This window comes from Neobacillus oceani (assembly GCF_046237595.1).
Taxonomy (GTDB): Bacteria; Bacillota; Bacilli; order Bacillales; family Cytobacillaceae; genus Bacillus_D; species Bacillus_D oceani.
Map to the genome: position 1 here is coordinate 1,031,154 of NZ_CP143543.1, position 15,340 is coordinate 1,046,493.

Consider the following 15,340-nt stretch of genomic DNA (forward strand, 5'->3'; position numbering starts at 1 on the left):
CGTGTTACGATCCTCGGCTCAAAGGAACAAAAGGCCCGATAATCAGGGATTCCGCCGGGGTGTCAAATGCGGATGCAAGCTGGATGGTTTGCGCATCTCCAACGAGGAGCAGCGAGGAGCTGGATACCCCAATAACCCTGATGCTGCCGACGGACAATTCCCTGTTGTACGTTTGAAAAATCATTGTTGTTCCCCTTCTTTCATATTCGTAGGCAAATGATTAAAAAAAGCTAGAACGCCATTTTCAATTTCTTTCTTCAGCGCTTCCGCCGTTTTAGCGATTGAAGTTTCATCAGGCCCGGCTGCCCCGGCTTTTCTCAAATGGGCTTCAATCCTGCCGGGTAGCTGTTTTTTTATGTCATTTTGAATGAAGGAAAGGTAGGAACCCGCATGCTGCGCGCCAAGCTTTTCTTCCAAGGAAGCGACAAATCCGGGAAGGTCCGATTCGATGTAACGGTTGATTTCCTCTTCGACTTCCATTCCCCGCCGCATCATTTCCATTGGAGGAAGAGGCATCCCGGGCTGGCCATTCGGAATGGAAAAATCCTCAATTCCTTGCAAGTCCTGGGGATTAAGGCCGATGCTAAGTGTACCCTCCAACGTTTCAACCTTCAGCTGATCGAACTTGTATTGTATCGTTCCGACATGGATAGGCGGTTTTTCTTTTAACTGCCTTATTTCATCCTCGGCACATCTGAGCGAGTTTTCAAGGGCTGTAATTCTTTGTTCATAAAGCTGGAGCTGGCCTTGCATCCATTGAATAATTTGATAGAAATCCACGGAGTACACCTCTCTTCCTCGGCCTGACATGGAGTCCCATTTAAAGCGGAACCGAAGGAGTTTGTATCAAAGGAAGATTACCTTCTTCACCAGGGGCCGGCGCGGGAAAGGTGAAAGGTTTTTGCGCGGTAGGGGCTGGGCCGGTAAAACCTCCTGTATTCGCGAGATAGGAAGCGGGTTTGATGATCCCCGCACTACCGATTTGAAAAACAGAGGAATTTGAAATCCCGCCGATTCTTATAAAGTTGATTTGGATAGTTTGCTGGATATAAAAATTCATTGCCGGCCACCTCACTAGATATTGAATGCGATAGGCTGGTCAATCCCATCTGTGTCATACACATTCGTTGAACTCACGCTATTGAGGTTGCTGATCGCTTCCCCGGTATTAAAGGATCCGGCCCCTGAAAAGGTTTTTGCACTGGAGATGGGGGATAGATTGAGAACATCGCCAATGTTCATAACAGCGCTCGAACCCAAGGAAATGACCTGGACAATACCTACGATTGCTGGCATAGGCTACACCCTTTGAAATTATTCTTCTACTATCGTATGTACATAGCCCGGGAATGTGTGCAGTGTGAAAGAAAAACAGAAAATGGACGAGAAAACAAGTGCGGAATGGCAAAATCTACTATATAATTACGGAATGCCCCTAAATCTATGGGTTGGGCGACATTTTATTCACCTACATAACAATGCAAAATGGATGGGGGAATGCGGTATGGATGTTAAACTGGAACCGACAGTTGAAGGAAACCGGATTACATCATTGGATGCAATGAGAGGCTTTGCGATAATAGGGATTTATCTGGTAAATATGCTGAGCTTTCACTCCCCATATGTATTCATCGAGCCGCTGGAATGGTGGGGAAAAGGTATCGACCGGATTGCCTACATGTTTATTGACGTATTTGCCCAGGCGAGCTTTTACCCATTGTTCTCCATGCTTTTCGGGTATGGGCTTATGCTCATGAGGGAACGAGCTATTGGGCGCGGGGCCAATTTCACAGTGTTCGCCGCGAGAAGGCTGGCCTTTCTTCTTGCTGTGGGAATGGTTCACGCATTCCTTATTTGGCCGGGGGATATTTTGATTACATATGCGTGCGTCGGCTTGCTCCTGTTGTTTTTCCTGCGGTTTAGTGGGAAGGCTCTTCTTATATTAGCCCTGGCCATGTATACCATTCCAAACTTGCTTCTCGGCCTTCTTCTGTTACTGGCTGACGTGGCAGGGCCGATTGTAAACCTTTGGGAAACGTACAAAGCTGACGCGCAGCACGCACTTGCTGTATATGGAAATGGTTCGTTTCGGGAAATCACTGAAATGAGGATATCCGAATGGAACTTTCTCAACAGCCCTGAGACTATCCCAATCACATTATTCTCCATATTGCCACTCTTTTTGTTTGGAGCGGCGGTTGCGAAGCTTAGATGGCTTGAAGAGTCTGTGAGGCATTTAAAGAAATTCAAGGTAGCCGCATTTGGGTTGCTTCTGCCTGCGATGGCACTGAAAACGTTGCCGTATTATGGGTGGGAAGGCTACAGCGTGGAATTTTTCCAGGACTTTTTTGGAGGTCCGCTTCTGGCTCTATCCTATGCGGGGATGATTGTCTTGGGAGCCGGAAAATTCGAGGCCGTATCTGGCAGCCTAGCCTATGTTGGAAGAATGTCGATGACCAATTATTTGTTTCAGTCTATTTTGTCGACATTTATTTTTTATGGATATGGCCTTGGCCTTTATGGTAAGGTTTCGGCCGCACAAGGGACCCTTCTCGTTTTCGCCGTTTTCTTTCTTCAAATCGCTGTCAGTAGCATGTGGATGAAAAAATATCGGTACGGCCCGGTGGAATGGATGTGGCGGAGTTTCACGTATTTCAAGCTCCAAAAATTACGGAGGAGGGGGAATGCGTGAAAAAAATCGCTATAATTGGGAGCGGAGGGGCCGGAAAAAGTACGCTTGCCAAGGTGCTTGGCAAAAGGCTTGGTTTGAAGGTATACCATTTGGACGCCCTTTTTTGGAAGCCGGGCTGGGTTCCGATGGACCGGACCGCATTTATTCGCTTGCAAAATGGCATCATGAATGAAGAAACATGGATCATCGATGGAAACTTCGGCTCCACGATGGATGCCAGGCTGGAAAAAGCGGATACGGTCATATTCCTCCATTATTCAACAATCCGCTGTTTAGTTGGGATAGTGAAAAGAAGGATTCAGTACCAAGGAAAAACAAGGCCGGATATGGGGGAAGGCTGCCAGGAAAAACTCGATTGGAAATTTATCTCCTGGGTAGCCGGATATAACCGGAAAAAGGCTCCGTCCATCCTTGATAAGCTTCATAAATTCCGTGATAAACAAATTTATATATTTACCCGTCCTTCGGAGGTGAAAACCTTTTTAAGAGGGTTAAACGAAAAAATAATACAAAAGTACTAGGTTATTTTTGTGAAAATAGTCTATTGGTACTATATCCAACCAAATATAAACATTTTATGATGTGAGTAAGAGAACAGTCGACAAGATATGCGCGCTGTATCTCGATAAAGGCAAAGCTGATGAAAATCAGTGACGCAAAGCTACAGGGGCTAAGGCACGTTTGTGCTATGCCAGCCAGTTACCGAAAGATCAGGGTGCATCATAGGTGTGTTTATTTACCAATGACCCCCCTTTCGGTAAAGGCGGGGTCATTTTATATTTCAGGAGGTGACGAAGGTTGAAGGTCGTGAATCTGTCGAAAGGGACGGAAATTGCAGATACGGTAGACAGCGCCGACAGTTTTTTCAAAAGGTTGAAGGGCCTGATGTTTACAAAGAATCTGCCCGCGGGTCACGGCCTGCTCATACAACCCTGCCAATCCATCCACACATTCTTCATGAACTATCCAATCGATGTTGTGTATTTGGACGGAAACAACATCGTCGTGGGCATTGACGAAAAGATGGCGCCCGCAAAGATTGGAAAGGTCCGCCGGAAAGCCCGCTTAGTACTAGAATTGCCGGCGGGTACCATTCAGAATACGGACTTGAAAGTGGGACATTGTTTATCTATCAAATAATAATATTAAAGGAGCTAATCAAACATGATGAATAAAATGAAAGCATTGCTGACTGAAGAACAAGGACAAGGCATGACAGAGTACGGTTTGGTTTTGGGCGTTATTGCGATTGGGGTAGTAGCTATTCTTATCGGATTTAAAGAGAAAATTATAGCAATATTTACAGGGGTAGCAACTGAGGTTGAAAAAGTAACTCCATAATTTTTCCAAAAACCATATAATATAAAATTCATTTTTATTCAAATGGTTAGAATCAACCGTAAGGTATAAAAGGGCACTAAAACCTTTTGTTCAATTTATATAATTTTAAATGAGTATTTTGTAATGTAGTAGGAAAGCCTTGCGTTCAGGAGTCAACGTGGGGCTTTTTTTCAATAAAAGATTTACCCGGAAATGAGGTTACTGGAATGATAAACGCCATTTTACTGTTTCTGCTGCTTGCCATTTGCACGGTGACGGATGTGAGGGAGCGGAAAATCTATAACAAGGTCCTGCTGCCTTTCCTGATTGTGTCACTAGCCGTAAATGGAGTGGCAGGCGGGCTTGAAGGATTAACGAACTCCATTCTTGGGCTCCTTACCGGTTTCGGCATCCTTTTAATTCCTTACTTGCTGGGAGGAATGGGAGCGGGCGACGTGAAACTCCTCGCCGTGATCGGGGCCTTGATGGGAGCGAAATTCGTCGCGCTCTCGGCTATTTATATGGCGCTCGCGGGCGGGGTTTTCGCTCTTTTCCTTATCATTTTCCGCAAGAGCGCGAAACAATTATTAAAAGGGGTTTTTTATTCGCTAGGTGGATTGATGAATGGGTTGAAGATTCCCCTCATGTACGATAAAGATGCGATGAAACAGACATATCCTTATGGAGTTGCAATCGCGGTTGGCGCCGCCATTCAATTTTTCCGCGCCGGGATGATTTTATGAGGAAGAATGAATCCGGCCAATCATTGGTGGAGACAGCCCTTGTCCTTCCCCTTTTATTGTTGTTGGTCGTCGGGATCATTGACTTTGGCAGAGTAACATACTCTTATGCCCACCTCCACATGGCCGCCCAGGAAACAGTCCGCAAAGGGGGGCTGGGGAGGTCGGATGCAGAAATAGCATCCTTCGCGAAAAATTATGTCCGCCTTGGGGATTCGAGTAACCTAATCGTTGAAATCACTCCACCCGGCTCAATACGAAAATCCGGTGATTATGTGAAGGTGAAATTGAAATATCCAATTAAATTGTATACCCCGTTTTTATCAAGCCTCTTTCCTTCCCCGCTTTATGCGCAGACTGATTCTACAATCCGAGTTGAGTGAAGGAGGGACGGAGCATGAAGAGTTTTTTAAAAGAAGAAAAAGGAGTCGCTCTTATTTACGTCGCGATAACAATGGTTGCGCTGCTTTGCATCACGGGGCTCGCCATTGACGGCGGAATGCTGTATATGACGAAAAGCAAGCTTCAAAAGGCCGCGAACGCTGCAGTGCTCTCCGGTGCCCAGGAGCTAACCAATTCGGAGGAACAAGTCAATAAAGTGGTGAATCGGATTCTCGCCGACCATGGGGAAACTGGTTCGAAGAAAAGCCTGGACATCGACATAGACAAAAAGGTAAGAGTGGGCCTTGTAAAAAAGGTTAAGCCGGCATTCATGGGATTGTTCGGATTTGAAACAGTCAATGTCAGGGCAGCCGCCGCTGCATCGCTGGCACCAATGGGCAGGGCAAAGGGAATCGCGCCTCTTGGGGTTCATGAGGATACTCCGCTTAATTTTGGCACGGTTGTAAAGTTAAAAACGGATTCTTCTGGTTCGGTCAGCGGGGTTTTCGGCGTCCTGGGCCTTAATGGACCGGGTGCAAAGACGTATGAAGAAAATCTCCGCCACGGATATCAGCAGGAAATCAAGATTGGGGAAATCATCCCAACCGAAACCGGTAACATTGCCGGTAAGACGAGGACGGTTGTCCAGGAATTGATAAATGGATGCACCTCTGCTATCGGGGATTTATCTGACCGGGATTGCTCCCGGGTTATCCTGATTCCCGTTTATAAGCCATATCAATTCGATTCAAACCAGTTAAAAAATATCCAAGTAACTGGGTTTGCCTATTTTTATATTACCGAACCTATGAAAAACAACGATACATCAATAACCGGAATGTTCATTAAATGGCCGGGAACGGGCTTTTATGAAGAAGGAAGCCTGGACCGGGGCGCCTATGCCATCCGGTTGACAGAGTAGGTGGGAAAATGCGTTCGAAAATGGTATTAGTGCTGGCCCTCGCCATGGGGATGATTACGACAGTATTGTTTTACCAATACATGGCGAAGTTCGATAAAAAGGAAACGACTTCCGCGCCGATGGCGGAAATCGTCGTTGCGAAAGAAAGAATCGATAAGAACGAAAAGATTACAGCAGAGAAACTTGAGGTCATCCAGGTTTCTGAAGACAGGGCCTTGCCGCAGGCGGTGCCTTCCATTTCGCAGGCGGAGGGAAAGCTTGCTGACGCGATGATTGAAAAGGGAGAACCGATTCTTTCCCACAGGCTCGTTTCCCAAACAGAAGAAACCGTTTATGTCTCACGTAAGGTGAAAGAAGGATACCGGGCTGTTTCGGTTTCCTTGAACCTGCCACAGTCCGTCACCAATTTAATCGAACCTGAAGATGACGTCGACGTGATTTTCGCGAAAGAAGATAAAAAGGCAGAAGACGTACCCGATTTCAGGACGAATATTTTGCTGGAAAAAGCAAGGGTATTGGCTGTTGGCAGGAAAATCACCCTGCCGGAAAACACGAAGGAACCTTATGTGGAATATACGGCGGTTACACTGGAACTAAAGCCGGAAGATGCCGTAAAGCTTGTCAAGGCATCCCAGGAGGGAATCGTCCATTTAATGCTGCATACGAGGCCTGTTATGAAAGCTGATTCAAGTCCTTCGGAAGGAAATGAGAGTTAATTTGATGGAAGGTGATGGAGATGGCGGAGTTTGATGAAATGACAACAAAAGATGGCGGCGCTCCGGAATCCCGCGGAAAAATGATTGCTGTCTGCAGTGCTAAAGGCGGAATTGGCCGGACGATCCTCTCCGTCAATCTGGCTGTCTCATTATCCAAACGAAATCACTCCGTCGCTGTTCTCGATGGCGATTTTCAATTCGGGGACGTTTCACTGGCAATGGATTTGCAGCACACGTTCACAATCAAGGAAGCGATGGACGGTTTTGGATCGCTTGATGAACATCGCCTTGAGGAATATTTAAGCGTCCATGGCAGCGGGGTACGCGTCCTGCCCGCGCCTGAGCGCCCGGAATATGCCGATCTTCTGACAAAGGAGGCGGTTTCAAAAATGGTTGATTTTCTATTAATTAAACATGATTTTGTCGTTTGCGATACTGGAGCTGGTTTGAATGAACAGACGCTTAACCTGATCGAGAAGGCGGATGAAATCCTTGTTGTCGCGACCCTTGAGATGGCAGCGATGAAAAATACGAAGCTGCTGCTGGAGACGCTCGATATCCTCGGGCTCCGTGACAAGGTCCGCGTTGTTTTGAATCGGGCCAATATGGAAAGTGTCATCAAAGCAGAGGATGGGGCAAGGATCCTCGGGGAGGAAGCGCCCATTTATATCCCGAATGACTTCCAGACATGCTCGAGGTCCCTCAATATGGGGAGCCCATTTGTACTAGCGAATTCAAAATCGGAAATTGCCAAAGCTGTTTTTAAAATGGCGGAACTAATTGCATCCAACCAGGCGGGGGAAGGGATTGGGAAGAAGAAGGCAAACGCTTTATCCCTGTTCCCCTGGAAACGTAAGAAAGGGGGAATGTCAAAATGAAGCTGCTTGACCGCATCAATGAGAAAAACAACACAGCATCGCCCAATCCCAATCCTGCCGCGGAGCAATCCAAGCTGGAAACAGAATTGCAAAAGACGGAAACACCTGATATTCCAAAGGTAAAAGAAACTCCACGGGAGCAGCCTATTGAGCCAATCCGCCAAAAACAGGCCGATAAGCAGCAGGAATTGAAAAGCATCCTTCATAAAAAGATTCTCCATGAACTTAAGGATGAAGAAGTTGAGGCAATCATTCCGAAACTTGATTCGATGGCGATGGAAGTCATCAAGGAAGATGAATCGTTCCGCGGGATTGTCGACCGGAAAGTCGTTGTTGCTGAACTGACGAATGATTTGACCGGCTTTGGCCCGATCAATCCGCTGCTCTTAGATGAGGAAGTTTCCGAGGTAATGGTCAACGGGCCGAAGCAGGTTTATTGCGAACGGAAAGGGAAGCTTGTCATGACGGATATCACATTCCGGGACAACGAACATGTGATGAACGTCATCGAGAAAATTGTTGCCCCGATAGGCAGAAGGATTGATGAGAGCTCGCCGATGGTCGACGCTAGGCTGCCTGACGGGTCCAGGGTTAATGCGATCATCCCTCCACTCGCGCTGAACGGCCCAACGATTACCATTCGGAAATTTTCGAAAGATCCGTTTCAAATAGAAGATTTAATCAATTTCGGTACGGTTACGAAAGAAATGGCAGTCTTCCTTGATGCGTGCGTCAAGGCGAGGCTGAACATATTTGTCAGCGGCGGAACGGGTTCCGGGAAAACAACGACGCTGAATGTTCTGTCCAATTTTATCCCGAATGACGAACGGATTGTCACAATCGAGGATGCCGCGGAGCTTCAGCTTGGCCAGGACCATGTTGTCCCACTCGAGTCAAGGCCTCCGAATATTGAAGGGAAAGGCGCCATCACCATCCGCGACCTTGTCAGGAACTCGCTCCGGATGAGGCCGGACCGCGTTGTTATAGGGGAGGTGCGTGGCGCGGAGGCGCTCGATATGCTCCAGGCAATGAATACCGGGCATGACGGGTCACTAGCGACGGGCCACTCCAACTCACCAAGGGATATGATTTCAAGGCTAGAAACGATGGTTTTGCTTGGCGGGGTCGAGCTTCCGATTAAAGCGATCCGCGAGCAGATTTCCGGGGCGCTTGATGTAATCATCCAGCAATCAAGGCTGAAGGATGGCTCGAGGAAAATAACAAATATCACCGAGGTCCAGGGCATGGAGGGCGATGTGATCGTCCTTCAGGATATTTTTGTGTACCAACAGACCGGAGTGGATTCTTCGGGAAAATATATCGGCAAACTTGTTCCAACAGGCGTCCGCCCCAAGTTTTACGAGCGTCTTGAAAATTCGGGCATTCATATTCCTCCAAACGTATTCATTGAAAGGGAGGAATAATGATGAAGGCGGTTCTCCTACTGCTAATACTTTTTTCTTCTTTTCTATTATTCTATGGGTTGTTACAGATCTTTTTTTTTCGCAACCAACGGATTGAAAAAAGGTTAGACAGGTACTTGTCCTCCTCGGTAGAAGTTGAAATCAACGGCAATGACATTGACTTATTTGCAAGGTACACGGCGGCCAGGAAAAACCTGACCAAAAAGCTGCTCACCAAAAAGAAGAACAATAAGCTTGAAACAGTGCTTGCAAGGTCCGGGGTTCCTATGAAACCGGACGAATTCATTACGTTTCAATGGATTGCAGCGGGATTATCCGGAATGCTTCTCATCCTGTTTTTCAGCCACTGGCTATTGTTTTTTCCAGGATTCTTAATCGGGTATATGATTCCTGGCATACTTTTAAAAAAGAAAGAAAAAGAGCGGATTGAAAAATTTAACGAGGGTCTTGCCGACATGATTACAACCATCATTGGTTCCCTGAGGGCGGGCTTCAGTTTTCCGCAGGCTTTAAAATCGGTTGCCGATGAATCGGACTCTCCGATAAAAGAGGAAGTTGAATCGGTTATTAAATCGATGCAGTACGGAAGCAGCATTGAAGACGCGCTGAATGAGCTGAAGGAACGGATGCCTAGCGAAGACCTTGATCTGATGATTCAGGCTATCCTGATTCAGCGGCAGGTCGGAGGAAACCTGGCGACGGTCCTCGAGAAAATCGTCGAAACCATTCGGGACCGGACAAGGATTCACCGGCAAATTAAAACACTTACCGCCCAGGGACGGATGTCCGGGGTCGTGATTGCCCTTTTGCCACTATTTCTGGGAATAGCGCTCTATTTTATCCAGCCCGATTTTATGAAGCCGTTGTTCACTCACCCAATCGGAATCGGTATGCTTGTAGTGGGAGCGGTATCCTGTATGATTGGTTTCCTGTTCATTAAAAAAATCACGAATATTGAGGTGTAGGATTTGGTCTACCTCACTTTTTTCCTGGCGGTTACCCTTCTTGCCTATGGGATTTTAACAATTGGAACAAAGAAAAAGGAACATGTGGACAAGCGGGTTTCCATATACATTACCGGGGTGCATGTTAAACAAGATTCACGGGACGAAAAAGGGGAACAGCTTTCTTTTTACGAGCGGTTCTTTAAACCTGCACTGAATGATTTCAAAAAAAGCTTTAAAAAAAGGATGCCTGGTGAAAAGGAAGCGAAAATCGAAAGGAAGCTTGAACGCGCGGGCTATCCTTTCGGGATGACGCCGGTCGATTTCAGGCTTTTGCAGGCGGCGACAAGCATCGTTTTTCCAATTGTTTTTGCGGGGTACAGCTTGTTGCTTGGCCTTGGTTCATCCTCCGTTTTCTTTGTGGCGTTTGCAGGTTTCGCCGTTGGAAATATGCTTCCACATTTATATTTGAAACAGAAAACGAAATACCGCGAGAAGATGGCGCTAAAGGAACTTCCCGACACCCTCGACCTATTGACGGTAAGCCTTGAAGCGGGGCTCGGGTTCGATGCCGCGGTAAGCAAGCTTGTCTCAAAAAAGGAAGGTATCCTCGCGGAGGAATTCCAGCGTTCCCTTGAGGAAATGCGGCTTGGAAAGCTTCGTCGTGAAGCGCTTGGAGGCGTGAGGGACCGGCTTGAAGGAGTCGATCCTGTTAAAAACTTCATCAGCAGCATCCTTCAGGCTGAAAAACTGGGAATAGGGATGGTTCAAGTCCTGCGGGCCCAGTCGGTAGAAGTACGCGAACAAAGAAGGCAGCGAGCGGAGGAAGCCGCCATGAAGGCTCCCATTAAAATGCTGTTCCCGCTTGTCCTGTTCATCTTCCCAAGCCTGTTCATCGTCCTCCTTGGCCCGGTCGTCATGCAGTTTATTAAAGGGTTTTAAAAAAGTGATCTCCTTGGGGAAAGAGTGTGACGGTAGACGAAATCGGTGCGGGGTACCACTTGGATTTTAGACTTTGCCAAAAATAGTTTTGAAAACTGAAAGATTCCGAAACCTTCCCTTTAAAACGGAAGGTTTTTTTCGATATACTAAAGAAAATGACCTTTTAAGGAGCGCTATTGTATGAAACTAGCAACTGTCCTGCATAATGAAGAAATGATTCCCGTTTTGGTAAACAAGGACGGACAATCCTTCCTGCCGCTTAAAGCAGCGGCTGAAAAACGTTCTGGTGAAGGAGTTAGAATCCCGGAAACGATCGTTGGAATCATCGAAGGCGGGGAGCCGCTTAAAGGATACATACAGAATCTATCGGATTGGGCCAGTGAAGACAAGGGAGGCCAAGCTATGTGGATTCCTTGGGAGGACACGAAACGATTGGCCCCGATTCCGCGGCCGTTAAAGAATGTATTTTGTGTTGGGAAAAACTATGCCGACCATGCGATTGAAATGGGTGGCCCCGAGGATATCCCAGAGCACATCATGGTCTTTACGAAGCCTCCAACCTCGGTAGTTGCTGATAGGGAGGAAGTTCCCGCGCATCGAGGCGTTACCGAGCAGCTGGATTATGAAGGCGAGCTGGCGATTATCATCGGAAAAGCGGGGAAGGCGATTCCGAAAACGGAAGCCCTCGATTATGTGTACGGCTATACAATAGTAAATGATATAACCGCACGGGACCTTCAGAAGCGCCATAAGCAGTTTTTCATAGGGAAAAGCCTCGATGGCACTTGCCCGATGGGGCCATGGATTGTAACAGCGGACGAGGTGGGGGATGCCGGAAACCTGAATATCCGGACAACTGTGAACGGGGAAGTAAGGCAGGTTTCGAACACAAGCCACTTTATTTTCTCGATAGAACAAATTATCGCGGATCTTTCTAAAGGGATGACCCTCGAGCCTGGGGATATTATCGCGACGGGGACGCCTGCCGGGGTCGGCAAAGGCTTCAATCCTCCGAAATTTTTGAGCCCCGGGGACACAATTGAAATCGAAATAGAAAAAATCGGCTTGCTTAGAAATACTATCTCGGAATAGCCTGCACTTTCCACTTTTACCATCATATATTTAGGATTTTCATAGTGCCTATGGTATGATAGTAGCGAAAATCTTAAAGGAGGCAAAGTTGATGCCACACGCCCACATTACTTCCTGGGTCTTAGGCGCGATTTTATTTTTCGTCGCCCTATCCATGTACAAAAGCGGGAACCAAAAAGGCGCGAAAATTACCCATATGATCCTAAGGGTTTTTTACCTGTTAATATTGGCAACCGGCTTTATGATGCTATTTTCACTTAGTAAAATTAGCTTGCTTTACGTTTTAAAAGCGGCGGTCGGCCTTTGGATCATCGCCATCATGGAATTTCTCCTGATGAAGACCGGCAAAAGGGAACCGAGGAAAGTCCTTTGGATTCAATTGATTATTGCTTTCATCCTTGTCCTGCTCCTTGGCTTTAGCCTGCCAATGGGATTTGACTGGTTTTAAAAAGCTGCCATTTGGCAGCTTTTTCAATTAGGAGCAGGCGAATCCAGTACGGCCATTAAGCCCTGGCATTATTATTCAAATGGATTATAGCCTAGGAGGAAGCCAGTTTCTCAATGATTAGCCTTTTTCCGGTATTCAACGTAAATTCAAATCGGTCAGTTTCTTTTTCGTAATAGCAAAAGTGATGCTGTACACTGCAAATTTCTTCCTGGTTGTCGAAAATCATAAAGTTAACGCCGCTTTTTGGGGAATGTTCACTCAGGAAATTAAGGTGGTTGTAGCAATAAAGGCAATCGTAGATAGAAAACCCGAGTGAATTCAGCGTCGTAACAAATTGAAAAAAGGCGTCCTGATGGATTCGCTCCAAGAGCCTTTCAAGGGAATAAACGAGATGCTTCCTCACCCGTACCTTGTCTTGGTCGCGGAGATATAGGCAATCATCCCCGAAAGAAATTTTCCCAGCTTCCACAAGAATTCCTTTTCGCCAGCGATTTAACCTGAATAGTTCAATCTCCTGAAGAAAATGCTCCTCAAGCAATGAAGCCTCATCCGTTTCTTTTTCAAAAAATACCCATTGTTCGTTAATAAATTCGATTGATCCTTCTGTATAGGCCCTGGCCTGGGTTTCATACACTTTGTCGCGCTGCTGTCGATTCATCACTTTACCTCCGTGAACGGTGCTACTTCTTTTTTAGACATAAACCTCTGAATTTATAACCTTTCGTGAACAATCCGGAAATATACCATTTCCTGAGGCGCAAAAACGATATGGCTTTCCTTCACGGAATGGCTTTTAAAGGAAGTGTCAGACTCCATCACGGAAATGCACTTCATACTATACTATTCTTCAACCGGACAATCCGATACCGGGCGAAAAACGCAATTTTAGAAGAGGGCTAGAACATGTCAAAAGCCAGCCTCAGGTAGCGGCTGGCTTTTACCTTATGCATTATTCATGTTCCAATTCTAGTATCGCGATGCCCCTTCCGGGAAGCCTGACACTACTATCAGAGGATTGTTGTACCTTTGCTTTCTCCCCGGCAAGCAAGTCCCTCACACGGGAACCCGTATATTGCCGCGGAAGCTCGTATTCAACGGAGTTGCTTGAGGTGTTTAAAACAATGGCGGCCATCTTTCCGCTGCCAGCTCTCATATACGCCAGACAAGGATCGTCTTCGTTGTGAGGAAGGAGGAACAGTTCCCCGCTATTCGCGAGAATCGGCATTTCTTTTCGAAGGGCGATGAGTTTTTTTATGTGATCCCTCAATTCACGGTTTTGGCGGGCTGGATTCCATTCCATGCATTTTCTGCACCCGGGGTCAAGTTTACCTTCAAGGCCAATTTCATCGCCGTAATATATACATGGGGTGCCATTGAAGGTTAGCATCAAGGTGAATATTTGTTTCACTTTATCGATGTCTCCGCCGCATTCCGTTAAAACCCTCGGCGTATCATGGCTTCCCACAAGATTGAACGCGACAGAATTCACATTTGCTGGGTACATATTCAGAACCCTGGTCATTTCTTCCGCAAATGATTTAGGAGTCATGGTCTCTTTTGCGAAGAGGTTCAGGACATTCGTTGTAAAAGGATAATTCATGACGGCGTCGAACTGGTCACCTCTAAGCCATGGCATGGAGTCGTGCCAAATCTCGCCGAGTATATATAAATCCGGTTTAATGCCCTTAAGTTCAGCGTGGAACCTTCGCCAAAAAGCAGGGCTTACCTCGTTGGCGACATCAAGCCTCCAGCCGTCGATATTGAATTCTTCTAGCCAATAGCGGCCCACATTCATGAGGTAATCGGCAATTTCGGGGTTGTCGGTGTTGAGCTTCGGCATTGAAGGGAAAAATCCGAATGTGTCATAGTTTGGCTTCGGCTCCGTGACGACAGGGAAATCCCAAATGTGGAACCAGTCTTTATACCTTGATTCCGCGCCGTTTTCCAAAACATCCTGGAATGGTGGAAAATAATAGCCGCTATGATTAAATACGGCATCCAGCATGACCCTTATCCCGTTCCGGTGGCAAGCTACCACAAGTTCCTTCAATGTGTCTTTCGTCCCGAAGGAGGGGTCGATTTCAAAATAATCGATCGTATCGTATTTATGGTTCGAATACGCTTTGAAAATAGGGGTCAAATAAATTCCGTTTATGCCGAGATCCTTTAAGTAATCGATTTTTTCAATAATCCCCTGAAGGTCGCCGCCGAAAAAATTATCAACTTCCGGTTCAGCGCTTCCCCATTCCAGTGTTCCCTCTGGATCGTTTCCTTTATCGCCATTGGCGAAGCGCTCGGGGAAAATTTGGAGCCAAACCGTATCCTTCACCCATTCAGGGGGTTCAAACAGAGTAGATTCGTGAAGATACGGTATGGCAAAATAGAATGCTACATCTTCCGGTGCTTTGTCCGCGAATCCTTGCTCCCCATAGATGACCGTTTCCCTTCCATCACTGATTTTGAATCCATAACGGAGCCTTCTATATGGAGGTGATACAGCCGCGAGCCAATAGTCAAACAAAGAATCGTTCCCTGTTTTTTTCATTTCTGTTTCCGCAAACTGCCAAACCCCATCCTCAATTTCATATGGGTCACCGTGCAGGAGAGTGACTGAGGAGGCATCCTGCTTTTTCGTCCTCAGCCTTATATGGAGTTCACCCTTCCCGGACGGATAAGCGAAATGGTCTGTCGGCCTGTGATAAATGGCTTCCTTTATCATTCTGTTCAACCCCTATTAGATTCTCGGTACGTAATGTGTAGTTACCCAGATACCGAAAAGTCAAACTATTCCTTACGCCATCCTGAAAGCGAAGACATATGGTACAATACTATGTGGAAATA

General features: G+C 46.6%; 20 protein-coding genes and 1 riboswitch. Of the genes, 14 read left to right on the forward strand and 6 right to left on the reverse strand.

Translation table 11 applies throughout. The features are described from left to right. Window positions 1–4 precede the first annotated feature (4 nt). From V1499_RS05110 to V1499_RS05125, 4 genes are read right to left on the reverse strand one after another with little or no spacing between them, the layout of a single operon-like run. The gene (locus V1499_RS05110; protein WP_316571137.1) at window positions 5–184 is read right to left on the reverse strand and encodes a spore gernimation protein GerPD; all 180 of its coding nucleotides are present in this window, start codon (window positions 182–184) and stop codon (window positions 5–7) included. Then, window positions 181–780, reverse strand: a complete 600-nt coding sequence (gerPC, locus tag V1499_RS05115) for a spore germination protein GerPC (protein ID WP_409274332.1) — start codon at window positions 778–780, stop codon at window positions 181–183. The genes V1499_RS05110 and gerPC overlap by 4 nt, the downstream gene beginning before the upstream one ends. A gap of 40 nt (window positions 781–820) precedes the next feature. Then, window positions 821–1,060 carry a spore germination protein GerPB gene (locus V1499_RS05120; RefSeq protein ID WP_409274334.1) on the reverse strand — a complete coding sequence of 80 codons (240 nt, stop codon included), beginning with the start codon at window positions 1,058–1,060 and terminating at the stop codon, window positions 821–823. Between the two features lie 14 nt (window positions 1,061–1,074). Beyond that, window positions 1,075–1,296 carry a spore germination protein gene (locus V1499_RS05125; protein WP_316571134.1) on the reverse strand — a complete coding sequence of 74 codons (222 nt, stop codon included), beginning with the start codon at window positions 1,294–1,296 and terminating at the stop codon, window positions 1,075–1,077. Between the two features lie 208 nt (window positions 1,297–1,504). On the opposite strand from V1499_RS05125, the gene V1499_RS05130 reads away from it, so the two are divergent. The 14 genes from V1499_RS05130 (at window position 1,505) to V1499_RS05195 (ending at window position 12,499) form a co-directional block, all read left to right on the forward strand. Then, the gene (locus tag V1499_RS05130) at window positions 1,505–2,692 is read left to right on the forward strand and encodes a DUF418 domain-containing protein (RefSeq protein WP_409274337.1); all 1,188 of its coding nucleotides are present in this window, start codon (window positions 1,505–1,507) and stop codon (window positions 2,690–2,692) included. Then, window positions 2,689–3,213, forward strand: a complete 525-nt coding sequence (locus V1499_RS05135) for a DNA topology modulation protein (protein WP_409274339.1) — start codon at window positions 2,689–2,691, stop codon at window positions 3,211–3,213. The genes V1499_RS05130 and V1499_RS05135 overlap by 4 nt, the downstream gene beginning before the upstream one ends. Before the next feature lie 99 nt (window positions 3,214–3,312). Then, window positions 3,313–3,399, forward strand: a riboswitch (cyclic di-GMP riboswitch). A 100-nt stretch (window positions 3,400–3,499) separates the two neighbouring features. After that, the gene (locus tag V1499_RS05140) at window positions 3,500–3,832 is read left to right on the forward strand and encodes a DUF192 domain-containing protein (protein ID WP_409276231.1); all 333 of its coding nucleotides are present in this window, start codon (window positions 3,500–3,502) and stop codon (window positions 3,830–3,832) included. A 24-nt stretch (window positions 3,833–3,856) separates the two neighbouring features. Next, window positions 3,857–4,033, forward strand: a complete 177-nt coding sequence (locus V1499_RS05145; protein ID WP_409274341.1) for a Flp family type IVb pilin — start codon at window positions 3,857–3,859, stop codon at window positions 4,031–4,033. Between the two features lie 206 nt (window positions 4,034–4,239). Continuing rightward, window positions 4,240–4,755 (forward strand): prepilin peptidase, encoded by a 516-nt coding sequence (locus V1499_RS05150; RefSeq protein ID WP_409274343.1) that lies wholly within the window; start codon window positions 4,240–4,242, stop codon window positions 4,753–4,755. Then, complete coding sequence (locus tag V1499_RS05155; RefSeq protein ID WP_409274345.1) at window positions 4,752–5,135, forward strand: TadE/TadG family type IV pilus assembly protein; 384 nt, start codon at window positions 4,752–4,754, stop codon at window positions 5,133–5,135. The genes V1499_RS05150 and V1499_RS05155 overlap by 4 nt, the downstream gene beginning before the upstream one ends. Before the next feature lie 14 nt (window positions 5,136–5,149). Then, window positions 5,150–6,055 carry a TadE/TadG family type IV pilus assembly protein gene (locus tag V1499_RS05160; RefSeq protein WP_409274347.1) on the forward strand — a complete coding sequence of 302 codons (906 nt, stop codon included), beginning with the start codon at window positions 5,150–5,152 and terminating at the stop codon, window positions 6,053–6,055. 8 nt (window positions 6,056–6,063) lie between these two features. Further along, a complete protein-coding gene (gene cpaB, locus V1499_RS05165; protein ID WP_409274349.1) occupies window positions 6,064–6,771 on the forward strand; it encodes a Flp pilus assembly protein CpaB in 708 nt (235 codons plus the stop codon). 20 nt (window positions 6,772–6,791) lie between these two features. Continuing rightward, a complete protein-coding gene (locus V1499_RS05170) occupies window positions 6,792–7,649 on the forward strand; it encodes a CpaE family protein (RefSeq protein WP_409274350.1) in 858 nt (285 codons plus the stop codon). After that, a complete protein-coding gene (locus tag V1499_RS05175; RefSeq protein WP_409274352.1) occupies window positions 7,646–9,073 on the forward strand; it encodes an ATPase, T2SS/T4P/T4SS family in 1,428 nt (475 codons plus the stop codon). Before V1499_RS05170 ends, V1499_RS05175 begins: the two co-directional genes overlap by 4 nt. Next, window positions 9,073–10,038: a type II secretion system F family protein gene (locus V1499_RS05180; protein ID WP_409274354.1), complete on the forward strand. Its 966-nt coding sequence runs from the start codon at window positions 9,073–9,075 to the stop codon at window positions 10,036–10,038. Before V1499_RS05175 ends, V1499_RS05180 begins: the two co-directional genes overlap by 1 nt. 3 nt (window positions 10,039–10,041) lie before the next feature. After that, window positions 10,042–10,959, forward strand: a complete 918-nt coding sequence (locus V1499_RS05185) for a type II secretion system F family protein (RefSeq protein ID WP_409274356.1) — start codon at window positions 10,042–10,044, stop codon at window positions 10,957–10,959. 180 nt (window positions 10,960–11,139) lie between these two features. Next, window positions 11,140–12,051 (forward strand): fumarylacetoacetate hydrolase family protein, encoded by a 912-nt coding sequence (locus V1499_RS05190; RefSeq protein ID WP_409274357.1) that lies wholly within the window; start codon window positions 11,140–11,142, stop codon window positions 12,049–12,051. A 91-nt stretch (window positions 12,052–12,142) separates the two neighbouring features. Next, on the forward strand, window positions 12,143–12,499 hold the full coding sequence (locus V1499_RS05195) for a YisL family protein (protein ID WP_409274359.1): 357 nt from the start codon (window positions 12,143–12,145) through the stop codon (window positions 12,497–12,499). Between the two features lie 91 nt (window positions 12,500–12,590). Here the strand turns inward: V1499_RS05195 and V1499_RS05200 are convergent, their stop codons facing one another. Both V1499_RS05200 and V1499_RS05205 read right to left on the reverse strand, forming a co-directional pair. Beyond that, complete coding sequence (locus tag V1499_RS05200) at window positions 12,591–13,157, reverse strand: DUF2777 domain-containing protein (protein ID WP_409274361.1); 567 nt, start codon at window positions 13,155–13,157, stop codon at window positions 12,591–12,593. 291 nt (window positions 13,158–13,448) lie between these two features. Then, window positions 13,449–15,218, reverse strand: a complete 1,770-nt coding sequence (locus tag V1499_RS05205) for a glycoside hydrolase family 13 protein (RefSeq protein WP_409274362.1) — start codon at window positions 15,216–15,218, stop codon at window positions 13,449–13,451. Between the last annotated feature and the right edge of the window lie 122 nt (window positions 15,219–15,340).

Bases quoted from the DNA above. Each gene is read 5' to 3' on its own strand.
- V1499_RS05130 (WP_409274337.1), top strand. From the start codon at position 1,505: ATGGATGTTAAACTGGAACCGACAGTTGAAGGAAACCGGATTACATCA.
- V1499_RS05160 (WP_409274347.1), top strand. From the start codon at position 5,150: ATGAAGAGTTTTTTAAAAGAAGAAAAAGGAGTCGCTCTTATTTACGTC.
- V1499_RS05205 (WP_409274362.1), bottom strand. From the start codon at position 15,218: ATGATAAAGGAAGCCATTTATCACAGGCCGACAGACCATTTCGCTTAT.
- V1499_RS05125 (WP_316571134.1), bottom strand. From the start codon at position 1,296: ATGCCAGCAATCGTAGGTATTGTCCAGGTCATTTCCTTGGGTTCGAGC.
- V1499_RS05180 (WP_409274354.1), top strand. From the start codon at position 9,073: ATGATGAAGGCGGTTCTCCTACTGCTAATACTTTTTTCTTCTTTTCTA.
- V1499_RS05110 (WP_316571137.1), bottom strand. From the start codon at position 184: ATGATTTTTCAAACGTACAACAGGGAATTGTCCGTCGGCAGCATCAGG.
- V1499_RS05175 (WP_409274352.1), top strand. From the start codon at position 7,646: ATGAAGCTGCTTGACCGCATCAATGAGAAAAACAACACAGCATCGCCC.
- V1499_RS05120 (WP_409274334.1), bottom strand. From the start codon at position 1,060: ATGAATTTTTATATCCAGCAAACTATCCAAATCAACTTTATAAGAATC.
- V1499_RS05170 (WP_409274350.1), top strand. From the start codon at position 6,792: ATGGCGGAGTTTGATGAAATGACAACAAAAGATGGCGGCGCTCCGGAA.
- V1499_RS05200 (WP_409274361.1), bottom strand. From the start codon at position 13,157: ATGAATCGACAGCAGCGCGACAAAGTGTATGAAACCCAGGCCAGGGCC.
- V1499_RS05190 (WP_409274357.1), top strand. From the start codon at position 11,140: ATGAAACTAGCAACTGTCCTGCATAATGAAGAAATGATTCCCGTTTTG.
- V1499_RS05195 (WP_409274359.1), top strand. From the start codon at position 12,143: ATGCCACACGCCCACATTACTTCCTGGGTCTTAGGCGCGATTTTATTT.
- V1499_RS05150 (WP_409274343.1), top strand. From the start codon at position 4,240: ATGATAAACGCCATTTTACTGTTTCTGCTGCTTGCCATTTGCACGGTG.
- V1499_RS05145 (WP_409274341.1), top strand. From the start codon at position 3,857: ATGATGAATAAAATGAAAGCATTGCTGACTGAAGAACAAGGACAAGGC.
- V1499_RS05155 (WP_409274345.1), top strand. From the start codon at position 4,752: ATGAGGAAGAATGAATCCGGCCAATCATTGGTGGAGACAGCCCTTGTC.
- cpaB (WP_409274349.1), top strand. From the start codon at position 6,064: ATGCGTTCGAAAATGGTATTAGTGCTGGCCCTCGCCATGGGGATGATT.